This is a genomic window from Kytococcus schroeteri, assembly GCF_042433515.1.
GTDB classification, from domain to species: Bacteria; Actinomycetota; Actinomycetes; order Actinomycetales; family Dermatophilaceae; genus Kytococcus; species Kytococcus schroeteri.
In genome coordinates this window covers 1-17,943 of record NZ_JBHLVH010000006.1, presented here as the reverse complement: position 1 = coordinate 17,943, position 17,943 = coordinate 1, and the positions used below count along the sequence as shown (strand labels likewise).

15 protein-coding genes and 1 pseudogene are annotated in these 17,943 nt (G+C 72.7%); 6 read left to right on the top strand and 10 right to left on the bottom strand.

The features are described 5' to 3' along the window. The first annotated feature begins 20 nt into the window (after window positions 1-20). The 3 genes from tyrA (at window position 21) to fmdA (ending at window position 3,871) form a co-directional block, all read left to right on the top strand. The gene (gene tyrA, locus ACFFHC_RS03520; protein ID WP_379803133.1) at window positions 21-2,039 is read left to right on the top strand and encodes a bifunctional chorismate mutase/prephenate dehydrogenase; all 2,019 of its coding nucleotides are present in this window, start codon (window positions 21-23) and stop codon (window positions 2,037-2,039) included. Between the two features lie 234 nt (window positions 2,040-2,273). Continuing rightward, window positions 2,274-2,561, top strand: a complete 288-nt coding sequence (locus tag ACFFHC_RS03515; protein WP_070703675.1) for an FmdB family zinc ribbon protein — start codon at window positions 2,274-2,276, stop codon at window positions 2,559-2,561. Window positions 2,562-2,617: 56 nt separating this feature from the next. Continuing rightward, the gene (fmdA, locus tag ACFFHC_RS03510; RefSeq protein ID WP_070703677.1) at window positions 2,618-3,871 is read left to right on the top strand and encodes a formamidase; all 1,254 of its coding nucleotides are present in this window, start codon (window positions 2,618-2,620) and stop codon (window positions 3,869-3,871) included. A gap of 111 nt (window positions 3,872-3,982) precedes the next feature. Here the strand turns inward: fmdA and ACFFHC_RS03505 are convergent. From ACFFHC_RS03505 to ACFFHC_RS03495, 3 genes and pseudogenes are all read right to left on the bottom strand, one after another. Beyond that, window positions 3,983-4,378, bottom strand: a pseudogene (locus ACFFHC_RS03505) (glutamate-5-semialdehyde dehydrogenase); the annotation flags it as partial. Between the two features lie 10 nt (window positions 4,379-4,388). Further along, on the bottom strand, window positions 4,389-4,670 hold the full coding sequence (locus ACFFHC_RS03500; protein WP_141495007.1) for a hypothetical protein: 282 nt from the start codon (window positions 4,668-4,670) through the stop codon (window positions 4,389-4,391). 139 nt (window positions 4,671-4,809) lie between these two features. Continuing rightward, window positions 4,810-6,234 (bottom strand): HNH endonuclease signature motif containing protein, encoded by a 1,425-nt coding sequence (locus ACFFHC_RS03495; RefSeq protein ID WP_238138195.1) that lies wholly within the window; start codon window positions 6,232-6,234, stop codon window positions 4,810-4,812. A gap of 620 nt (window positions 6,235-6,854) precedes the next feature. Here ACFFHC_RS03495 and ACFFHC_RS03490 point away from each other — a divergent pair. Next, on the top strand, window positions 6,855-8,066 hold the full coding sequence (locus tag ACFFHC_RS03490; RefSeq protein ID WP_379803127.1) for an MFS transporter: 1,212 nt from the start codon (window positions 6,855-6,857) through the stop codon (window positions 8,064-8,066). 1 nt (window position 8,067) lies between these two features. On the opposite strand, the gene ACFFHC_RS03485 is transcribed toward ACFFHC_RS03490, so the two are convergent. The 6 genes from ACFFHC_RS03485 to ACFFHC_RS03460 form a co-directional block, all read right to left on the bottom strand. After that, complete coding sequence (locus ACFFHC_RS03485) at window positions 8,068-9,063, bottom strand: hypothetical protein (RefSeq protein WP_379803124.1); 996 nt, start codon at window positions 9,061-9,063, stop codon at window positions 8,068-8,070. Between the two features lie 81 nt (window positions 9,064-9,144). Next, complete coding sequence (locus ACFFHC_RS03480) at window positions 9,145-9,480, bottom strand: hypothetical protein (protein ID WP_379803111.1); 336 nt, start codon at window positions 9,478-9,480, stop codon at window positions 9,145-9,147. Between the two features lie 24 nt (window positions 9,481-9,504). Further along, entirely contained in the window at window positions 9,505-11,262 is a 1,758-nt protein-coding gene (locus tag ACFFHC_RS03475) for an RNA/DNA-binding domain-containing protein (protein WP_070706054.1), read from the bottom strand. A 95-nt stretch (window positions 11,263-11,357) separates the two neighbouring features. Beyond that, complete coding sequence (locus tag ACFFHC_RS03470; protein ID WP_070706056.1) at window positions 11,358-14,543, bottom strand: DEAD/DEAH box helicase; 3,186 nt, start codon at window positions 14,541-14,543, stop codon at window positions 11,358-11,360. Window positions 14,544-14,620: 77 nt separating this feature from the next. Further along, window positions 14,621-14,779 (bottom strand): hypothetical protein, encoded by a 159-nt coding sequence (locus ACFFHC_RS03465; RefSeq protein WP_168168525.1) that lies wholly within the window; start codon window positions 14,777-14,779, stop codon window positions 14,621-14,623. A gap of 107 nt (window positions 14,780-14,886) precedes the next feature. Next, window positions 14,887-15,819, bottom strand: coding sequence for an NAD-dependent epimerase/dehydratase family protein (locus ACFFHC_RS03460; RefSeq protein ID WP_379803118.1), 933 nt, complete (start codon window positions 15,817-15,819; stop codon window positions 14,887-14,889). Window positions 15,820-15,933: 114 nt separating this feature from the next. On the opposite strand from ACFFHC_RS03460, the gene ACFFHC_RS03455 reads away from it, so the two are divergent. Beyond that, on the top strand, window positions 15,934-16,617 hold the full coding sequence (locus ACFFHC_RS03455) for a TetR/AcrR family transcriptional regulator (RefSeq protein ID WP_379803115.1): 684 nt from the start codon (window positions 15,934-15,936) through the stop codon (window positions 16,615-16,617). A gap of 19 nt (window positions 16,618-16,636) precedes the next feature. Here the strand turns inward: ACFFHC_RS03455 and ACFFHC_RS03450 are convergent, their stop codons facing one another. Then, on the bottom strand, window positions 16,637-16,972 hold the full coding sequence (locus ACFFHC_RS03450) for a hypothetical protein (RefSeq protein ID WP_379803111.1): 336 nt from the start codon (window positions 16,970-16,972) through the stop codon (window positions 16,637-16,639). Between the two features lie 95 nt (window positions 16,973-17,067). On the opposite strand from ACFFHC_RS03450, the gene ACFFHC_RS03445 reads away from it, so the two are divergent. Next, window positions 17,068-17,943 carry a hypothetical protein gene (locus ACFFHC_RS03445; RefSeq protein WP_379803108.1) on the top strand — a complete coding sequence of 292 codons (876 nt, stop codon included), beginning with the start codon at window positions 17,068-17,070 and terminating at the stop codon, window positions 17,941-17,943.

Below are 17,943 nucleotides of genomic sequence, written 5' to 3'. Positions count from 1 at the left end.
CCCTCCTAGACTTCTGGCGCATGGAGCCGTCGCAGACCGTCCGTCGCATCGTCGTCGTGGGAGGGGCCGGTGCGCTGGGCTCCCGCTTCGTGGAGTGGTTCCGCGGCGAGGGCGACCTGGTGCACGTCATCGACCCCGCGGCGCCCTCCCGCCCCGGGTCCGACGGCCTGCCCGCGGCCTCCCACACCGGTGACCCCGCCGCGGACGCCGCCGCGCTGGCCGCCGCCGACCTCGTGCTCGTGGCGGTGCCCATCCGGGTCACCCCGGAGGTCGTCGCGGCGCTGCCCCCGCTGCGCCCCGACGCGGTGCTGGCCGACCTCACGTCCGTGAAGGCCCCCGCCGTGGCCGCGATGCTGGACACCCACCCCGGGCCGGTGGCGGGCCTGCACCCCATGTTCGGGCCGGACGTCGCCTCACCCGCCGGCGAGGTGGTGGTGCACTCCCCGGGCCGCGGCGACGTGGCCTGGCTGCTGGACCGCATCGCCGGCTGGGGGTGCCGCGTGGAGACCGTGGACGCCGCCGAGCACGACCGGCTCATGGGCGTCATCCAGGCGCTGCGGCACACCGTGACCTTCGCGTACGGCGCGGACCTGCGCCGCGAGGGGGCCGACCTGGAGACGCTGCTGGCCCTGAGCAGCCCCATCTACCGCACCGAGCTGATGATGGTGGCGCGCCTCTTCGCCCAGGACGCCGGGCTGTACCACGACATCATCACCGCCAGCGAGGCGAACCTCGAGCTGCTGCAGCACTTCCACACCACCCTCGGCGAGGTGGTGGAACGCCTCCGCGCCGGCGACCGGGAGGGCTTCCTGGCCGAGTTCGAGGCCGTCCGTGAGTACTTCGCGGGCCACTCCGAGGCGTTCCTGGCCGAGAGCCGCGAGCTGCTGCAGGCTGCCAAGAGCCTGCGCGCCGGCGGGCCCGACGAGCCCACCGGCCCGGCCGCCGACGACGACGAGCTGGCCGCCCGCCTGGCCCCGCACCGGGCCGAGATCGACCGCATCGACCGCGAGGTGCTGCGCCTGGTGAACGAGCGGGCGGCGCAGGCCCGCGCCATCGGCACGCTCAAGGGCACCGGCGCGGCCTACCGGCCCGAGCGGGAGGCCCAGGTGCTGCGCCGCCTGGTGGAGCGCAATCCCGGCCCGCTGCCGGACGACGCGGTGCGCCGCGTGTTCCGCGAGGTGATGAGCGAGTGCCTGGCGCTGGAGCGGCCGCTGACCGTGGCCTACCTGGGGCCGGCGGGCACGTTCACCGAGCAGGCGGCGGTGCGGCACTTCGGCGGTGCGGCGCACACGGTGGCGGCGGCCAGCCTCGAGGAGGTGCTGCGCGAGGTGGAGGCACGGCAGGCCGACTACGCCGTGGTGCCGGTGGAGAACTCCACCGAGGGTGCCGTGGGGCGGGCGCTGGACCTGCTCTCGCGCAGCCCGCTGCAGGCCGTGGGGGAGGTGAGCCTGCGGATCGTGCACCACCTGATGGGCCGCGGCCCGGTGGAGGGGGTGCGCCGGGTGTACGCGCACGCCCAGGCGCTCGCGCAGTGCCAGGAGTACCTGACCCGCCACCTGCCCGGCGTGGAGCGGATGCCGGTGAGCAGCAACGCCGAGGCGGCGCGCCTGGTGGCCGAGCTGGCCGCGCAGGGCGTCACCGGCGTGGCGGCGCTGGGGCCCGAGGGGGCGGCGGAGCTGTACGGGCTCGACGTGCTGCGCTCCGGGGTGGAGGACGACCCGGAGAACACGACGCGCTTCCTGGTGCTGGGGCACAGCTCGCCGCCGCCGAGCGGCCGGGACCGCACGAGCCTGGTGGTGGCCCCGCCGCGCACCGACCGGGACGGTGCCCTCATGGCGATGCTGGAGCCGCTGGCCCGGCACGGGGTGTCGATGACGCGGCTGGAGTCGCGCCCGATGCGGGGTGCGCTGTGGCAGTACGTGTTCTACCTGGAGGTGGACGGGCACTCGGATGAGGAGCCGGTGGCCGCGGCGCTCGCCGACCTGCGGGACGACGCGGTGTTCTTCCACCTGGTGGGCAGCTACCCCCGCGTGGACTGAGCCGCCGCGCGGGGGGGGCTGGCCGGGTTGGCGGGGGTCCTGACCTGGGGCGGGGTCCTGACCCGGAACCGCGTCCCGGTGCTGCCACGCCGGGCCCGCACGCCCTCACCCGGACCGACCTCGCCCCACCCCTTGCTGGGATGCGTCGGGGCGCATAGGTTCGGGGCACGGCCGTCCACCCGGCGGCCCCGGGTCCCGCCCGACCGAGCCACGCCCCATCGTCAGGAGGCCGAGGTGCCGTTGTACGCCGTCCGTTGCGAGGCCGCCCACGAGGGCGAGGTGCAGGTGCCGCTCGCCCGCGCCGACGAGCCCATCGCCTGCCCCACCTGCGGGGCCGCCGCGCGCCGGCTCATCTCCTCGCCCCGCATCGGCCGCGGCAACGACCCGCGGGCGCGCCTCATCGAGTCCACCGAGGCCACCGCGCACGCCCCCCAGGTGGTCGATGCCGTGCCCGGCGCGGGAAACCGCCGCGCCACCCCGGTGAGCCGCGACCCGCGGCACGCCAAGCTGCCTCGCCCCTGAGCACCCCCACGCCACCGCTCCGGGAGGTCCGGGGCGGCCCCCGGAAGGAGCACGTGATGCCGAAGAACATCTTCCCGCTGGACTCCGCCAAGTCCTTCACCGAGCAGGAGAAGCTGGGCCACAACCGGTGGCACCCCGAGATCCCGCCGGTGGCCACCGTCAAGCCGGGCGACACGTTCCGCGTGGACTGCCGCGAGTGGTTCGACGGGTTCATGAAGAACGACGACTCCGCCGAGGACATCCGCGACGCGCCGCTGGACAAGGTGCACACCCTCTCCGGCCCGTTCCGGGTGGAGGGCGCCAAGCCCGGTGACCTGCTGGTGGTCGACATCCTCGACGTGGGCCCGATCCCGCAGGAGGAGGGCCCGCTGGCCGGCCAGGGCTGGGGCTACACCGGCATCTTCGCCAAGAAGAACGGTGGCTCCTTCCTTACCGACGAGTTCCCGGACGCGTACAAGGCCGTGTGGGACTTCACCGGCCAGACCGCCACGTCCCGCCACGTGCCGGGCGTGAGCTTCACCGGCATCATCCACCCGGGTCTCATGGGCACCGCGCCCTCCGCGGAGCTGCTGGGGAAGTGGAACACCCGCGAGGCCGCGCTGATCGCCACCGACCCCGAGCGCGTGCCGCCGCTGGCCCTGCCGCCGCAGCCGAAGGACGCCATCCTCGGTGGTGTTCCGCAGGGAGACTACGACCGCGTGGCCGGCGAGGCCGCCCGCACCGCCCCGCCGCGTGAGAACGGCGGAAACCAGGACATCAAGAACCTGTCCAAGGGCACGCGCGTGTTCTACCCGGTGTTCGTGGACGGCGCGAACTTCTCCGTGGGCGACCTGCACTTCAGCCAGGGCGACGGCGAGATCACCTTCTGCGGCGGCATCGAGATGGGTGGCTTCATCGACTTCCACGTGGACGTCATCCCCGGCGGCATGGAGAAGTACGGGGTCACCGAGAACGCGATCTTCATGCCGGGCAACGTGGAGCCGCGCTACAGCCAGTGGCTCAGCTTCTCGGGCACCTCGGTGACGCTGGACGGCGAGCAGCGGTACCTCGACTCGCACCTGGCCTACCAGCGGGCCTGCCTGCACGCCATCGACTACCTGAGCACCTTCGGCTGGTCCAAGGAGCAGGCCTACCTGCTGCTGGGTGCCGCGCCGATCGAGGGCCGCTTCTCGGGCGTGGTGGACATCCCCAACGCGTGCGCCACGGTCTACCTGCCCACGGAGATCTTCGACATCGACATCCGGCCCGGCGCCGGGGACGTGCCGAAGATCGACCCGGGCATCGGCGCCCCGCGGGCCTCGCTGGCCTGAGGCCGGCACCGGCACCACGGGCCGGGTGCGTTCCCGAAGACCGCGACGCGACGCGGCGGACGGGAACGCGCCCGGCCCGATGGCGTGTGCGCCGACCCGGGGCGCGCCGGCTCAGCGCACCTGGCCGTCGCCCTCCACGACCCACTTGGTGGTGGTCAGCTCCGGCAGCGCCATCGGCCCGCGTGCGTGCAGCTTCTGCGTGGAGATGCCGATCTCCGCCCCGAACCCGAACTCGCCGCCGTCGGTGAACCGGGTGGAGGCGTTCACCAGCACGGCGGCCGCGTCCACCTCGGCGGTGAAGCGCCGTGCCGCGGCCCGGTCGTCGGTGACCGGCACTCACGTGGCGCCGGCCGCCTCGGCGTAGCCGCGCACCGCCTCGTCGCCGTGCACGGTGACCCCGGCGTCGGCCAGGGCGGCCATGATGCCGGGCAGCGTGGCCGCCGCGGCGCCGCGGTGCACCAGCAGCGACAGGGCCAGCCGCCGCGATGACGTGCGGACAGGTCGGGCCGTGGGCAGGTCAGACGATGCCGCGCTCCGGGTCGTCGTCCTCGCGGCGCACCTCGTCGGGGTCCCGCAGGGCGAGTCCGGCGCCAAAGGCCATGGCCCCCAGGCCGACGCACACGAGGAAGGACCCCCATCCCTCCGGGCTGGTGGGGGACGGCCAGGTGTGCCCCAGCACCCAGAATGCGAGCAGGAACACCACCAGCCCCGCGATGCTGGCGCCAGCCACCCGCTTCTGGCGGCGCTGGGCGGGCGTCTGGCGAGGCGCATCGCCCTGGAACTCCGGCGGCTCGATCATCGGCCCAGAGTACGCAGCGGGGCCGGTCGGGCAGGCTGTGCCCACGGCCCCACGGCCCCACGGCCCCACGGCCCCACGGCCCCACGGCCCCACGGCCCCACGGCCCCAGTGGGCGTGTGGTGCGGGCGAATGGGAGCCCTCATGGTCGGAACCCCACCACGGCAGTGCCGTCGGGTGCCCGGTGCACCACGTGGCGCACGGTCGGGTCACTGAGTCGTCGGTGGTGTCGCCCGCACAGCGGGATCCCGTTGGTCAGGTCGGTCGCCCCGCCGCCGGGGTCGAGTACCTCGCCGCCCGGCCCCCGCACTGGTGCCCACGGCTGGTCATGATGGATCTCGCACCAGGAGAACGGTCGATCGCAGTCCTCCGCGGCGCACTCGCGGTACCGCGTGGCCAACGCTGCCCGCTGGCCGTCGGTGAAGGAGCGCGACTGGCGCCCCAGGTCGAGAGGCAGCGACTCGCCGCCCATGACCACCGGGATGATCCCGGCATTGCTCGCGAGCCGCCGCACCTGCCCGGCCGAGACGTCGTCTCCGGTGTCGGTGATGCCGGTCCGGTCGGTCTCGCCTCGCAGGGTCTCGAGGTCGGTGGTCACCAGCAGGATCGCGTTGATCTTCGACCCCAGGTGGTCGGTCGGCAGGTGGTCGATCAGCTCGGCGAACGCCTTGCCCCGCTCGTGGGACCAGTCGATCTGCTGGTCCCTCCAGGCTGTGCCCGTGAGCTCGTCGCCGGCCGGCTCGGGGAGTCCGGGCTCGCCCTCGAGCGGCCCCGTGCCCGCGTCGTCCGCCGCGCCCCGGGTCGCTGACTGCTGGCGCTGCTGGTGGGCCAGTCGTCGCGGCGCGGTGGCGGCCTGCAGGGCCTTGCCGAGCATGCGCGCCTGCAGCGTGGGCAGCACGAACTGGCCGTAGCTCGTGCCGTCCCCGCGGTCGACCATCCAGAAGCTCGCGGCCTCCCAGGCGGCCTCCTCCTCCGAGCGCACCACCGCGTCGTGGTGGGCGTCCACCTCGGCAGCGGTTCGGTCCAGCTCCTGCAGGCAGCGCCGGGCCTCACGCCGCAGTTGGCCCGGTGACATCCGTTGCGCCTTGCGCACCAGCCTCGTCTCGATCCGGAGCCGCTCCTCGGGCGTCACGTCCTCGGGCAGGTCCTCCAGCGCGCTGGTGATGATGCGCGCCTGCTGGCGCGTGATGCGGCCCGCGTCCCAGGCGTCGGCAGTGGGGGACTGGCGCCGTCCGGCCCCTTCGCCACGGTCGCCGCTGCCCGCGCTGCCCGGCCCGTTCGGCTCACCCGTGTCGACGTCCTCGGGCTCGGCGGGCGCGTGGTTGCCCAGGGCGCGGGCGAGTCGCTCGTCCTCGGAGGCCGACCGTCGGTCCGTGCGGGTGCGTCCGGCGGTGAACTGCGCGTCGTCGTCGTGGCCGGCGCGACCCGCCTCCCGGGTCCGTCGCACCACGTCGAGCGCGCGGGAGCGCACGCGGTCGTGCCGGTTGGCCAGGGCCTGCGTCTGCTCCACCAGCCACTCGAGCTCTTGGGGGCCGAGCGTGGAGGCCGCCTCGCCGAGCGAGGCCACGGCCCGGATCAGCGCGTCCGCCGCCTCGTGAGCGCGTGCTACCGCGTCGTGGGCCCGGCCCAGTGCCCCGCTCCCCGGAGTTGCGCCATCCGGCGGGCCGGTGCTGACCGGACCCGCCGGGGGCGGTGGTGCCGGTGGCGCTGCATCGTGCGTGACGGCGGCCATCTCGCACCCCCTCCCGGTGTCGTCGGTCGTCCCCTCCGTCACCAGCAATACTAGTACACACATCTCAACAAAGACAACCCCTATGTAGAACATGTGGATGAACACCCACCCGCCTCGCCCAGGCCGTGGCCGTGGCCTGGCCGCGGACGGTGGCCGGCACGCCGTGGACCTGCGGGACGTCGAGTGGACGCTCGCGAAGGGCCACCAGCTGGCCGTGCGCATCGGCACCATCGACGCGCGCGAGTACTGGTCGCACGAGCCCACCGGTCAGGGGGTCACCGTGACCGATGCCGCACTGACCCTGGAGCTGCAGACCACGGCCCGCGACGTGCCCACCCAGGGCGAGGAGTCGCTCTTCCTGGCCCAGTACACGAAGTACGACGGCGAGAAGTGGTCGAAGACGGTGCCCGGGGCGCCCCCTCGGCCTGCCACCCGCCCCGCCTACCCTCGATGCCGTGCCCACCCCCACCGCCTCCGCCGCCGACCGCTGGTCGGGCCACGCCAAGGGGACCCCGGGCTACCGCCGCATCCAGGCCGCCCTGTTCGCCGCGGGCATCGCGTGCTTCGCGCAGCTGTACTCGCCCCAGGGCGTGCTCCCGCTGCTGGCTGCCGACCTGGGCGTGCCCGCCTCGCAGGCCGCGCTCACCGTCTCCGCGGCCACGCTCGGCCTGGCGCTCGCGGTGCTGCCGTGGTCGCTCGTGGCCGACCGCATCGGCCGTCTGCGCGCCATCCGCATCGCGCTGGTGGCCGGCACCGTGCTGGGCCTGGCGGTGCCGTGGTGCCCCTGGTTCGAGCTGATGCTGGCCCTCCGCGTGGCCGAGGGGGCCGCGCTGGGCGGGGTGGCGGCGCTGGCCGTGGCCTATCTGGGCGAGGAGGTGGACGCCCGTGTCACGGCCGTGGCCGCCGGCACGTACGTGGCGGGCACGAGCATCGGTGGGCTGCTGGGACGCCTGGTGGCCGCACCGGTGGGTGACGCGATGGGGTGGCGCGCCGGCATCGGTGCCGTGGCAGTGCTGGCCGCCGTGGCCACCACCGCGTCGTTCCTGCTGCCGCCGGCGCCGCGGGGTTTCCAACGGCAGACGTCGTCCCCGGCATCGGTGGCGCGCACCTGCGCCGCCCACCTGCGCCGCCCCGCGCTGCTGGCCCTCTACGCGACGGCCTTCCTGCTCATGGGCGGCTTCGTGGCCATGTACAACTACCTGGGTTTCCGGCTGGAGGGACCGCCGTGGCACCTCTCGGTGGGGGCGGTGAGCCTGCTGTTCCTGGCCTACCTCTCGGGCACCTTCTCGGCGCCCGTCGCCGGCTCGATGGCGGGGCGCCACGGCCGGCTGCCGGTGCTGCTGGGCTCGGTGGGGCTGACGGTGGCCGGCGCGCTGGTGACGTTGACCCCGTGGCTGCCGCTGGTGGTGGCCGGCCTGGTGGTGTTCACCACCGGGTTCTTCGCCGCGCACTCGGTGGCCTCGGGGTGGACCGGCGTGCTGGCCACGCAGGGGCGGGCGCAGAGCACGTCGCTGTACACGCTTGCGTACTACGCGGGCAGCTCCGTGGTGGGGTACGCTGGCGGGTTCGCCTGGGGCGGCGCCGGGTGGGGCGGTCTCGTGGGCGTGGTGGTGGCGCTGGCCGTGGGGGCGGCGGTGTGGGTGGCCGTGGCCGTGCCGCGGGGGTAGGTCAGCCCTCCAGCTCCACCACGTGCGTGGTCACGTTCTGTCCCTCGCGCTCGCTCACCGCGAGGGTGTCCTCGTCCACGAACCTGGCCCCGATGACCGTGCCGAGGGCCTCGGGGGCGGTCCACACGACACCGCCCTGCAGGGTCACCACGGAGAGCTTCCCGCCCCGCTGGAGCACGTCCACGTCGTCGCGCTGGAGCACGTGCCCCTCGGCAGAGACGTCCTCCACCAGGAGGTCCTCGTCCTCCTCTGCGCCGAAGCAGGAGACCTCCATGGACCGCGTGTCCAGCACGATGCGCTCGTCCAGCTGCGCGTAGGCGCCGTCCGCCCGGAGCCAGGTGACCGCAGTGGGCAGCACGGTGGAGCCGTCCTCGCACGCGATGGCGGTCTCCTCGCCGGTCTGCATGTTGGTGGCCTTCACCCAGTCGAGCGCGTGGACCACGGCCACGGGGTGCGAGAGCGTGTCGGCGTCCACGAACACGCGGGGCCCGCCGTGGGCTGCCCTGACGGCGTCCTGGGTGGTGGCCCAGTCCCGGGTGCGCTTCGTCAGGCGCTCCTCGGCGCTCGGCAGGTCACCGGTGTCTCCCTCCGCGCTGTCGGCGGCCACCACCTCGCCGGTGCGGGGGTCCAGCAGGGCGAGGGTGGTGCGGGTCCCGTCGTCCAGGTAGGCGTCACGGACGGCGAGCACCCCATCGGCCTCCCAGAACCACACGCCGCTGCCGATGCGCTCGAACCGGCTGCGGCTCCACAGGCGTTCCCCGTCCGGGGAGTAACCGGTCAGCTCGGCGTCCTTCGGTCCTGCGACCCGGGTGACCACCAGCTCCGGGGACGCCCAGACGACCTCGCCCTCCATGGGGCGGGCTTCCTGGGGCGAGGGACTCTGGCTGGTGGACTCCTCCGCCGGCGCGGACGGCTCAGCGGAGTCCGCGGCGGAGCAGCCCGCGGAGAGCAGGGCCGTGGTGGCGGCGATGACGGTGAGCGCGACGGTGCGGTTCATGCCCGGCAGCGTGGCAGGGGTGGCAGGAGCCCCGCTGGCGTGCCGGCGCACCCTGTGGACAACGGGAGGGGCGCGGCTGAGTCAGCCCTCCAGCGGCACCCCGGCGCGGGCGGCGATCTCCTGGCCCAGCTTCCGCGCGCCGTAGGAGCGGAAGGAGGCCACCACGTCGTCGGCGTGCAGCTCCACGATCTTGGTGACCACGCCGAACCGCACGCGCACGGCGCGGATCTGGTCGTAGTCCAGGTGCCAGGTGGTGTCGACCGGGTGGATCGCCTTGTTCACGCCGTTGGGGGCGAACGAGACACCGGAGGCGTCGGCGGTGATCTTGCCGCCCACCCAGATGCCCTTGATGGGGGACAGGGCGACGTCCTCGGTGCCGCGGAGCAGGGAGTTGGCGGTCTTGGTGAGGGTCTCCATGGGGGGGCATGGTAGGTGGCGGAGTCAGGCGTGGGAGTCCTCGCGAGGTGGAGCGGGCAGGTAGTGGAAGCCCGCACCTCGGCGGTTGGCCCGGCTCGGCAGGAGTTCACCCTGTTCCTCGAGGTCACGGAGGACCCGCCCAGCAGTCTGGCTGGCGATCCCGGTCATCTCGCCCAACTCGGAGCTGCTGATCCGGCCACGGCTCCGGGCGAAGTCGAGTGCCAGCGTGGGGCGCGTCGATCGTTCGACGGGGTAGGCACTTCGGCTGTCCGCGTGCGCCAAGGCGCGGAGTGCCCCCTTGCTCAGCGTCATTGCCGGCGTCCCACCCGCGGGGGTGCTGCTCAGCATCGTGGTCACGGCATCGCCGCCCATGGTGAGCTCGGCGACGCGCTGCAACAGCGGGATCGTCTCCCCTGGAGGCCGTTGCACGTAGGGGGCGAGTCGCAGGTGATCAGTCCACCCTCGCGTCACGAGTTGCCGGAGGGTCATCAGGGTGTCGAGATCCAGGACCGCCCATGACTGGTCCATCAGGTGGAGCCACTCCAACCACCCCTGGTCACTGACGTTCGCGACAAGCCGCGTGCGCACCGCGCCCGTGGCGAGCTCCTGGAGGCTGGGTTCGGGGTGGCCGTGGGACAGCATGTCCTGGTACATGCGGTCGATGCCGATGCCCTCCCTCTCTGCCACTCGGATGGCGGCCAGAAGTTCGGTGAGTGCTGTGTTGCGGGAGGTCGACGGCTGGTGGATGACGTTGTCGGGTGTGATGCCGGGCATGAATCCACCCGGACTGGTCACCTGGAGCGTGGCTCCGACGTGCTCGATCGTGGTGGGTTGCTGGATGGCCCAGTCGCGATGGGCGACACCGTTGATGATGGCCTCACGGAGGGGCCGCTCGGGGATCTCGCGCACCTGGCCGACAGCGGGGCCGTCACCCGTGTGCCTCAGGGGATTGAACGAGCGGCAGGTGCGGAGGACCTCCTGGAGCTCTTCCGCGAGGGACAGGCCCGTGCGGTGGAGGCGCTCGCGGCTGTCTCCACCCGCGTGGTCCCGGCGGATGTAGTCGAGCATGTTGTGCTCCGGGCCCCAGCCCACGAACAGGAGGGCTGCGGCGTTCGTGAGGAATCCGTCCACGTCCACGGCGTTGAGGCGGCGGAGGAGGTCCTCGTCGGGCAGCTGAGCCAGGTCTCTGGCGGCGGTCTCGCGCGTGTCCTCCAGGAAGGTGCGAACCGCTGCCATTCCGCTGGGGCGAACACGAGACGTGGGCAGCTGGCTCGATCGCGCGGACCAGTCCACTCGTCGCGCGTGGTCCATGCGCGCACGCCATGTGCTGGCGTCCACCTCGTGGCACCCGTCGTCGATGCGCCACTGGATTCGTCCCTTGACTTTGACGGGTTCCACCGCCTCCGGGACCAGGAGCACCAGGAGACGGTGCTCGTGGACGAAGACCTCGCGCACGTCACAGGTGACTCGACTCTGCAGCTGGGTGTAGATCTCGCGGCGGAGCCACTCGGCGTGGGCCGTCGTGCCCTCAAGGGTGTTGTCGTCCCCGACTCCGAGGACCAGGGCCCCTCCGCCGGGTGTGTTGGCCATGCAGGCGACCTCTGGGGCCAGCTGGCGTACCAGCGCAGGATCACGCGCTGGGTCGGGCACGGGGGCGCCGTGACGGGTGGTGGCCGACTTCAGATCAAGGTGGCGGCTCTCCGAGGCCGGACGCCCAGCCCGGAGCTCTGCGATCGCCTGGGTCACGGCCTTCTCGGCGGGTGTGGGGTTGAAAAGTGTCATGGGAGCGACCTCGACTCAGGCGTGCTACTTTTCCTGCGCAAAAAGTAGCAGCCCCAGGCTGGGATGTGCAGGTCTGCACTTTGCGCCAGCGGTCGTCAGATCCGTCCTGCCCGGTACAGCCGCAGCAGCCCCTCCTGGGCTTGGGGTCCGTACAGGATGACGTCGTAGGGCGAGCCGTCTCTCCCGGTCCGCGGCTCGGTGGTGACACCGACCATCTCCCCGGCCGCCGTGACGGTCCAGGCCCCCGGCTCGCCGGCGAGGATGCCCGCCGTGTGCAGCCGCAGGTTGAAGGCTGCCGCTGTGAGGCCGCTGTCTTCCGGAAGGAGGTGGCCGGAGGACGCCCACTGCTTGAGCAGGCCTGACACGGGAAGCGCCTCGCCCCGGTCCTCGGCCTCGCCCCCAGGTGCTGTCGGGGACGTTGAACCGGGCTCTGGCGCGGGGTTGGCCTCCCGCAGGGTGGCAAAGGTCATCCGGGTGGAGCCGCCCGTGGAGGTGGTCACCGGCTCAGAGACCTTTTCGCGGATCGGCAGGTCGGCAGGCTGGGCCACGGTGTAGGTCGGCGTCGGTGCCGGGGTGGGAACCAGCGGCTGCGGCTCCGCCGGGGGCTCGGGCTCTTCCCCGATGTCGAGCGTGGTCCGCGTGGCGTACTGGGAGATCAGGCTGAAGGCCGGACCGTTGTTCCACCGCCGTTCGGCGCCGAAGACGACCAGCAGGTCCTTGGCGCGGGACACGGCGACGTTGAGCAGCTCAGGGTTGCCGTCGATGAAGCTGGCCGTCCCCTCGCTCTGCCCGTAGACCGCAGAGAAGAGGATCACCGGCCGCTCGGCCCCCTGCAGCCGGTGGGCCGTGCCCACGGTCAGAGCCTCTGGCAGGCCGGACGGGATGTGTGATCCGACCGGCAGCGACTGTGTCGCCTGGCGCAGAGCAGTTCTCACGGCGCGCGCCTGGGCGCTGAACGGCGTCACCACGCCGATGATCTCCTCCGGCTTGGGCCGCTTGTTGGGGTCCTCCTGGCGGTCGATGTAGACCTCGTGCAAGGCGTCGAAGTTGTCCACCACCCAGCGAGCGATGGCTCCAGCCTCGGCCACGTTCTTGCGGCTCGTCCCCTCCCGCTTGTCGCTTGAGTCAGGCACCTCCCGGAACTGGAAGGGCTCGGCCACCCCGTGCAAGGGCGACTGCTCCTCCTTGCGCCGTGGGTTGAGCAACCCGTCGTAGAGCAGCTCGTTGCACAACCCGATGATCCGTGGGTGGCACCGGAAGTGCTCGGCGAGGAACAGGCCCGGCTGCGGTGCGGAGACCTCGCCGTACACCCACCGTGAGGCGTTGCTCGCGGCTGCCATGAGGCTGGATGGTTGGGAACAGGTCAGGCCACGTGGCTTCAGCAGGCGGTCCCAGTCCTCGGCCGAGACGCCGGTGCTGCCGGCCACCTCTTGGTCGGTCACGTCGTCCAGGGACCACACGGGTGCCAACTGCTTGGTGTCACCCACCACCAGGGCGCGCTTGGCCAGTGCGAAGGGTGGGAGGCCCACGGGGGTGTCCACCTGCCCGGCCTCGTCCACGATCAGCAGGTCGATGCGCCCGATGTCGAACGGTCGCGGTTCACCCGTCTTGGCATAGAGCGCGAAGTACTTGGGCACCTGGTAGGCCGTCATCACGAAGCACGGGGTGAGCGCCGGTGCCTGGGACCAGTAGGTGTCCATGGTGCGCCGGGTGTTCTTCCACCGCTCGTCCGAGGACAGGAACTCCGCCTCCAACCAGTACGCCTCGTAGTAGTGCACGGCCAGCCAGAAGGCGGCGTACCGCAGGGTTCGATCGAGTTCCGCGTCGAGGGACTCCAGGTCCCGGCACATGGGTAGCTCGGTGAGGTGCTCGAGGCCGGACAGCAGCGGGTTCGTCAGGACGCGTTGGCAGAGGTCGGCGTAACGGGTGCCGGGGCCCTCGGTGGCTATGGTGGCCAGGAGCCGCCGGCGCGTCTCGTCCACCTCGCAGAGCGCCTCGTGGAGGAGCGTCCGCAGCCCGGCAACGTCGGAGGCGCTGCCGAAGTACGCGAACGCCTTGGTCACGAATCGATCGCGTGCAGCCTCGAGGTACGCCTCATCGCTGTGGTCGGCGTAGACACCGGCGCGGCGGTCGTCCTCTACCAGGTACTTGCGGGCTGCCTCGTTCCACTTGGCCTTGGACGGACAGTAGACGGCCAGTGACGTCATCGGGGTGTCACCGGCTGCACCGTCCTGGGCCTGGGGCAGCCACCGGTGGTCGAGCGGGCCGGGCTCCTCCTTGGTCACCGAGGCGAAGGCGTCGATGATGTTGGTGACGGCCTGGTTGTTGGTGGACGTGCCCACGATGAGGGGCGGCGGCTCCCCGTCGATTGCTCGTTGGGTGAGGGTCGAGGCCACCACGGCCTGCAGCATGGTGGTCTTGCCCGTGCCGGGTGGTCCGCTGACGGCTGTGACGTCGCCGTCGCCGTCGGTGAGAAAGCCGTGGACGGCGCGTCGTTGCGAGGGGGTGAGGGGGAACCCGTCACTCATGGATCCGCAGGCCGCGAGTGCGCGCGTGAGGAGGCCGTCCCCCACGTGGATGTCGCGTTCGTGGTGCTTGTCCGGGGCGCCCAGGACGAGGCGGGAGGCCAGGCCGCGCTCCCCGGTGCGCTGCATGTGGTCGTAGAGCTCCAACAGGGAACGGGCGGCGTTGATGCGCTCGAACTCCATGACGTAGCAGGTGTCTGCCTCCAGCATCGTCCGGCTGGTGGAGCGGCGGGTGGCGAACTCCTGGGGCGCGAGGCCCGTGACCTCCTTGGTCAACGCATCGGCGAGGTCCACGGCATCGCCAAAGGTCTCCACCTGCGAGACCTCGGCACTCAACGGCCCGTGGAAGGCCGACCAGAAGGCCTCCTGGTCCCCCAGCATCACCTCGCGGCCCGTCACCTGGGGTGAGTTCAGCCGTTCGGCGGGGATCCACGGTGAGCTACCCGTCTCCACCACGGGGTCGAGGGTGCCGTCGGGGCGGAGGGAGGCGGCCAGGAGCACGAGGCCGGAGTGCTTGCCGCCTCCGATCTGCAGCGACAGGAGCGAGACGACCACGGGGATCGGGGCCTTGGTCTTCTTGCGGGAGAACAGCTTGTCGGTCTTTTCCTGCGGCAGGCAGCCCAAACGCAGGTCGGCTCGGGGAACGGCCACGAACCTGTCGTCGCCGAAGGTCACCTCATCGAGTTGGCCTCGCTGCAGGACCCGTGCGAAGTACTCGATGACGGCGGCGTCGGTCACGCCGTGCTGGCTGGTCATGCCCGGTTCTCCTGACGGCGGTGGCGGTCTTACCGGCCACCGTAGGCGACGGGGCCGACAACCTCCCTCGTGGCGCGTCAGGCCGGGCCGGTACCGCTGGTGATGACGTGGTGGGACATCGCGCCGCCGGCGGCCACGAGGGCGCAGAAGCCGGGCGGGATGGGCAGGCAGCAGCCGCCGACCACCACGCGGGAGCCGCCCTTGGTCTGCCACGAGCGGTGGGGGAACGGGAACATGCCGCCGCCGGAGCGGGCTCTGGGGGGTGCTGGCTCATGGGTTCCAGCGTGGCCGGCGGGGTGGGGTGGCAAGCGGGGCGGCCGTCCAGGCGCAGAGGCATCAGTGGCTACCCCGGCCGGGCGTCACCGCCCCCCGCCACCACGTCCTCCCACGCGCTCGCCGCCAGTCCTTCCTCTGTAGTGAGCGTCCCGGGCCGCAGGTGGGACGGCTGCGTCCAGAGGTAGCGCATGCGGTGCAGCTCGCGCATGGTCGCGTCGGCCAGGCCCGCCACGGCCAGCGGCCACGTGGGCAGCCGCGTCACCCGGGCCCGGCCGGCGCCGGTGGCCGTTGCCGCCGCATCGGCCAGGGCGGCCATGCTGCGCGAGGGCGGGGTGGGGGCGTGGATCACGGCATCGCCGCCGGGGGCGAGGTGTTCGGCGTGGGCGGCGGCGTGGCGCAGGGCGCGGGCCAGGTCCGGCAGGTGGGTCAGCGCGTGAGGTGCGTCGGGGTCGCCGGGGAACCACACGCGCCGGCCGGCCGCCGCCGGGCGCACCACCAGAGCCGTGGCCACCGAGCCGCTGGTGGTGGCGGTGGGGCCGATGAGGTCGGCGGCCACGATGCTGAGCGTCCGCGCCGGGTGCGCCGCGCGAGCGGCGAGCAGCTCGGCGCGCACCTGGCCCAGGGGTGTGGTCGGCGCGAGGGGAGTGCCCTCGGTGAGGTCGCGGGCGGCATCGCCCCAGGCGTAGACGGACTCGGGGAACACCACCGGGATGCCCAGGCCCGCGGCCACATCCATCACCGCCTGCTCGCGGGGTGGCAGCTCGGCGCGCCAGACGCGGTGGTCGTAGGCCGCGTGCACCGTGTGCACCACCGCATCGGGCGGGGTCGATGCGGTGAGCCGTGCCAGCAGGGCGCGGTCGCCCGCGTCGCCGCGCACCGTGGTGGTGCCGGGCAGGTCGGGGCCGCTGGCGCGCAGGACGGTGACGGGGTCGCCTCGGGCGAGCAGGTGGGGGACGAGGGCTTGGCCGATCTGGCCGGCACCGGTGAGTAGGACGTGCACGGGGGGGCTCCGGGGCGTGGGTGGACGGTAGAGAGCACTGCTCTCGCAGCGTAGAGGCGGGTGGGGTGCGCGCGCAAGAGCACTGCTCTCTAAAGCGGCTGCCAGACTGCGCGTATGACCAGACGCACCCGGGCCCAAATGGAGGCGGCGATCCTGGCCGCCGGGCGCACCCAGCTGCGTGAGCGGGGCGCGGCGGCGCTCTCGCTGCGGGAGGTGGCGCGCGAGGTGGGGGTGGTGAGCTCGGCGGTGTACCGCTACGTGGACAGCCGCGACGAGCTGCTCACGCGGCTGCTGGTGGACGCGTTCGACGGCCTGGCCGATGCCGTGGACGACGCGCTGTCCGAGGTGCCGGGTGACGGTCCCGGGGTGGCGGGCGCGGCGGCGCGGTTGGGGACCCTGGCCCGGTCCGTGCGGGCGTGGGGTGTGGCGCACCCGGCCGAGTGGGGACTGCTCTACGGCACGCCGGTGCCGGGCTTCGCGGCGTCGCCGGATCGCACTGGCGGGCCCGGGACGCGCGTGATGGCGCGGGTACTCGAGTTGGTGGCTGCCGGCGGGCTGGGCGACGTGCCCACCGGTAGGGACGATGTCCTGGTGCCGTTCGCGCGGGAAGCCGTGGCGGAGCTGGGGGTCGACGCCTCGGCGGACGAGGTGGCCGCAGCGATGACGTGGTGGGCCGGCTTGGTGGGCCTGGTCAGTGCCCAGGTGTTCGGTGCGTGGGGGCCGGTGCCGGACGGGCTCGGGGAGGCGCTGCTGGAGCGGTGGCTGGGCGGCGCGGCGGGCGCGCCGACCGAGGGGTAGGCGGGCCGGGCGGTCCGGCTCAGCCCTCCAGCGGGACCCCGGCGCGGGCGGCGATCTCCTGGCCCAGCTTCCGCGCGCCGTAGGAGCGGAAGGAGGCCACCACGTCGTCGGCGTGCAGCTCCACGATCTTGGTGACCACGCCGAACCGCACGCGCACGGCGCGGATCTGGTCGTAGTCCAGGTGCCAGGTGGTGTCGACCGGGTGGATCGCCTTGTTCACGCCGTTGGGGGCGAACGAGACACCGGAGGCGTCGGCAGTGATCTTGCCGCCCACCCAGATGCCCTTGATGGGGGACAGGGCGACGTCCTCGGTGCCGCGGAGCAGGGAGTTGGCGGTCTTGGTGAGGGTCTCCATGGGGGCAGGGTAGGGGGCGGGCCATGCGTGCGTCGTGGTGGGTGCGGCAAAGCGGACGAGTGATCGGGGGGGGCGAGCGCATCGGAGGTTCGTCCGTGGGCAACCGGGTGTTCACGCTGGCTCCGTACGTTGCCGGCATGCACCGACGACACTTCCTCCTCGCAACCGGTGGCGCCGCTCTCGGGGCCGCCATCCAGCCTGTTGCCGCAGCGGCTGCCGCTCGCCCGGTCCGCGTCCTGGTGGCCACCTCTGAACCCTGGGGGACCTACCACATCGAGCACCTTCTGGATGAGGCGTCCGTTGCCGGTCGGACGATCGCGATGGTCGTCCCGGACCGCAGCCACCTCGAGGAAGATGACGCCACCCCTGTGGTCACTGTCGCGGAGGCAGCTGCTTGGGGTGCTGACGTGTTGGTGGTCAACTCGGCCTTGGAATGGCCTGTACGGGTTGCCCGTGCTCTGTCCGATGTCCCCGTCGTGGCTGCATCGCTCGCCTACCTGACTCCGGAGGAGGCACCGGGAGCTGCCGAGCTGCGTCCGCGCCTTGTCGCCATGACCGCAGGTTCCGGGGATGAGGCCGGCGTCTTTGCTGCCCATTTCGGGGTTCCCCGTTCCCACGTCGCGGTCGTCGGCAACCCGGCGCTGGACGACCTTCCTGCTCACAGGTCGGAACCCGGCAGCGTTGTCGTCGCCACCTCGGTCACCCACCCCGACGAGACCGGTGAGGCGGCCCCCGGGGCCGAGTTGTTGATGGGGGTGGCCGGTGCCCTGGCCGATTCCGGCAGGGCGGTCCGTGTGGGTCTGCACCCCCGGGAGGACCCTGCGCTGTGGAGCCGCTTCGAGATCGCTGAGGAGGGCACGGTGGAGGCGTCTGCGCGGGCTGAGGTGTGCGTGGGGATTCCCGGCTCTTCGGAGTTGAGCGTGGGTCATGGGGTGAGTCCTCCGCCGATGAGGAGCATGCGGAGTCGGTAG

Bases quoted from the DNA above. Each gene is read 5' to 3' on its own strand.
- fmdA (WP_070703677.1), top strand. From the start codon at position 2,618: ATGCCGAAGAACATCTTCCCGCTGGACTCCGCCAAGTCCTTCACCGAG.
- ACFFHC_RS03470 (WP_070706056.1), bottom strand. From the start codon at position 14,543: ATGACCAGCCAGCACGGCGTGACCGACGCCGCCGTCATCGAGTACTTC.
- ACFFHC_RS03465 (WP_168168525.1), bottom strand. From the start codon at position 14,779: ATGTTCCCGTTCCCCCACCGCTCGTGGCAGACCAAGGGCGGCTCCCGC.
- ACFFHC_RS03500 (WP_141495007.1), bottom strand. From the start codon at position 4,670: ATGATCGAGCCGCCGGAGTTCCAGGGCGATGCGCCTCGCCAGACGCCC.
- ACFFHC_RS03450 (WP_379803111.1), bottom strand. From the start codon at position 16,972: ATGGAGACCCTCACCAAGACCGCCAACTCCCTGCTCCGCGGCACCGAG.
- tyrA (WP_379803133.1), top strand. From the start codon at position 21: ATGGAGCCGTCGCAGACCGTCCGTCGCATCGTCGTCGTGGGAGGGGCC.
- ACFFHC_RS03480 (WP_379803111.1), bottom strand. From the start codon at position 9,480: ATGGAGACCCTCACCAAGACCGCCAACTCCCTGCTCCGCGGCACCGAG.
- ACFFHC_RS03485 (WP_379803124.1), bottom strand. From the start codon at position 9,063: ATGAACCGCACCGTCGCGCTCACCGTCATCGCCGCCACCACGGCCCTG.
- ACFFHC_RS03475 (WP_070706054.1), bottom strand. From the start codon at position 11,262: ATGACACTTTTCAACCCCACACCCGCCGAGAAGGCCGTGACCCAGGCG.
- ACFFHC_RS03455 (WP_379803115.1), top strand. From the start codon at position 15,934: ATGACCAGACGCACCCGGGCCCAAATGGAGGCGGCGATCCTGGCCGCC.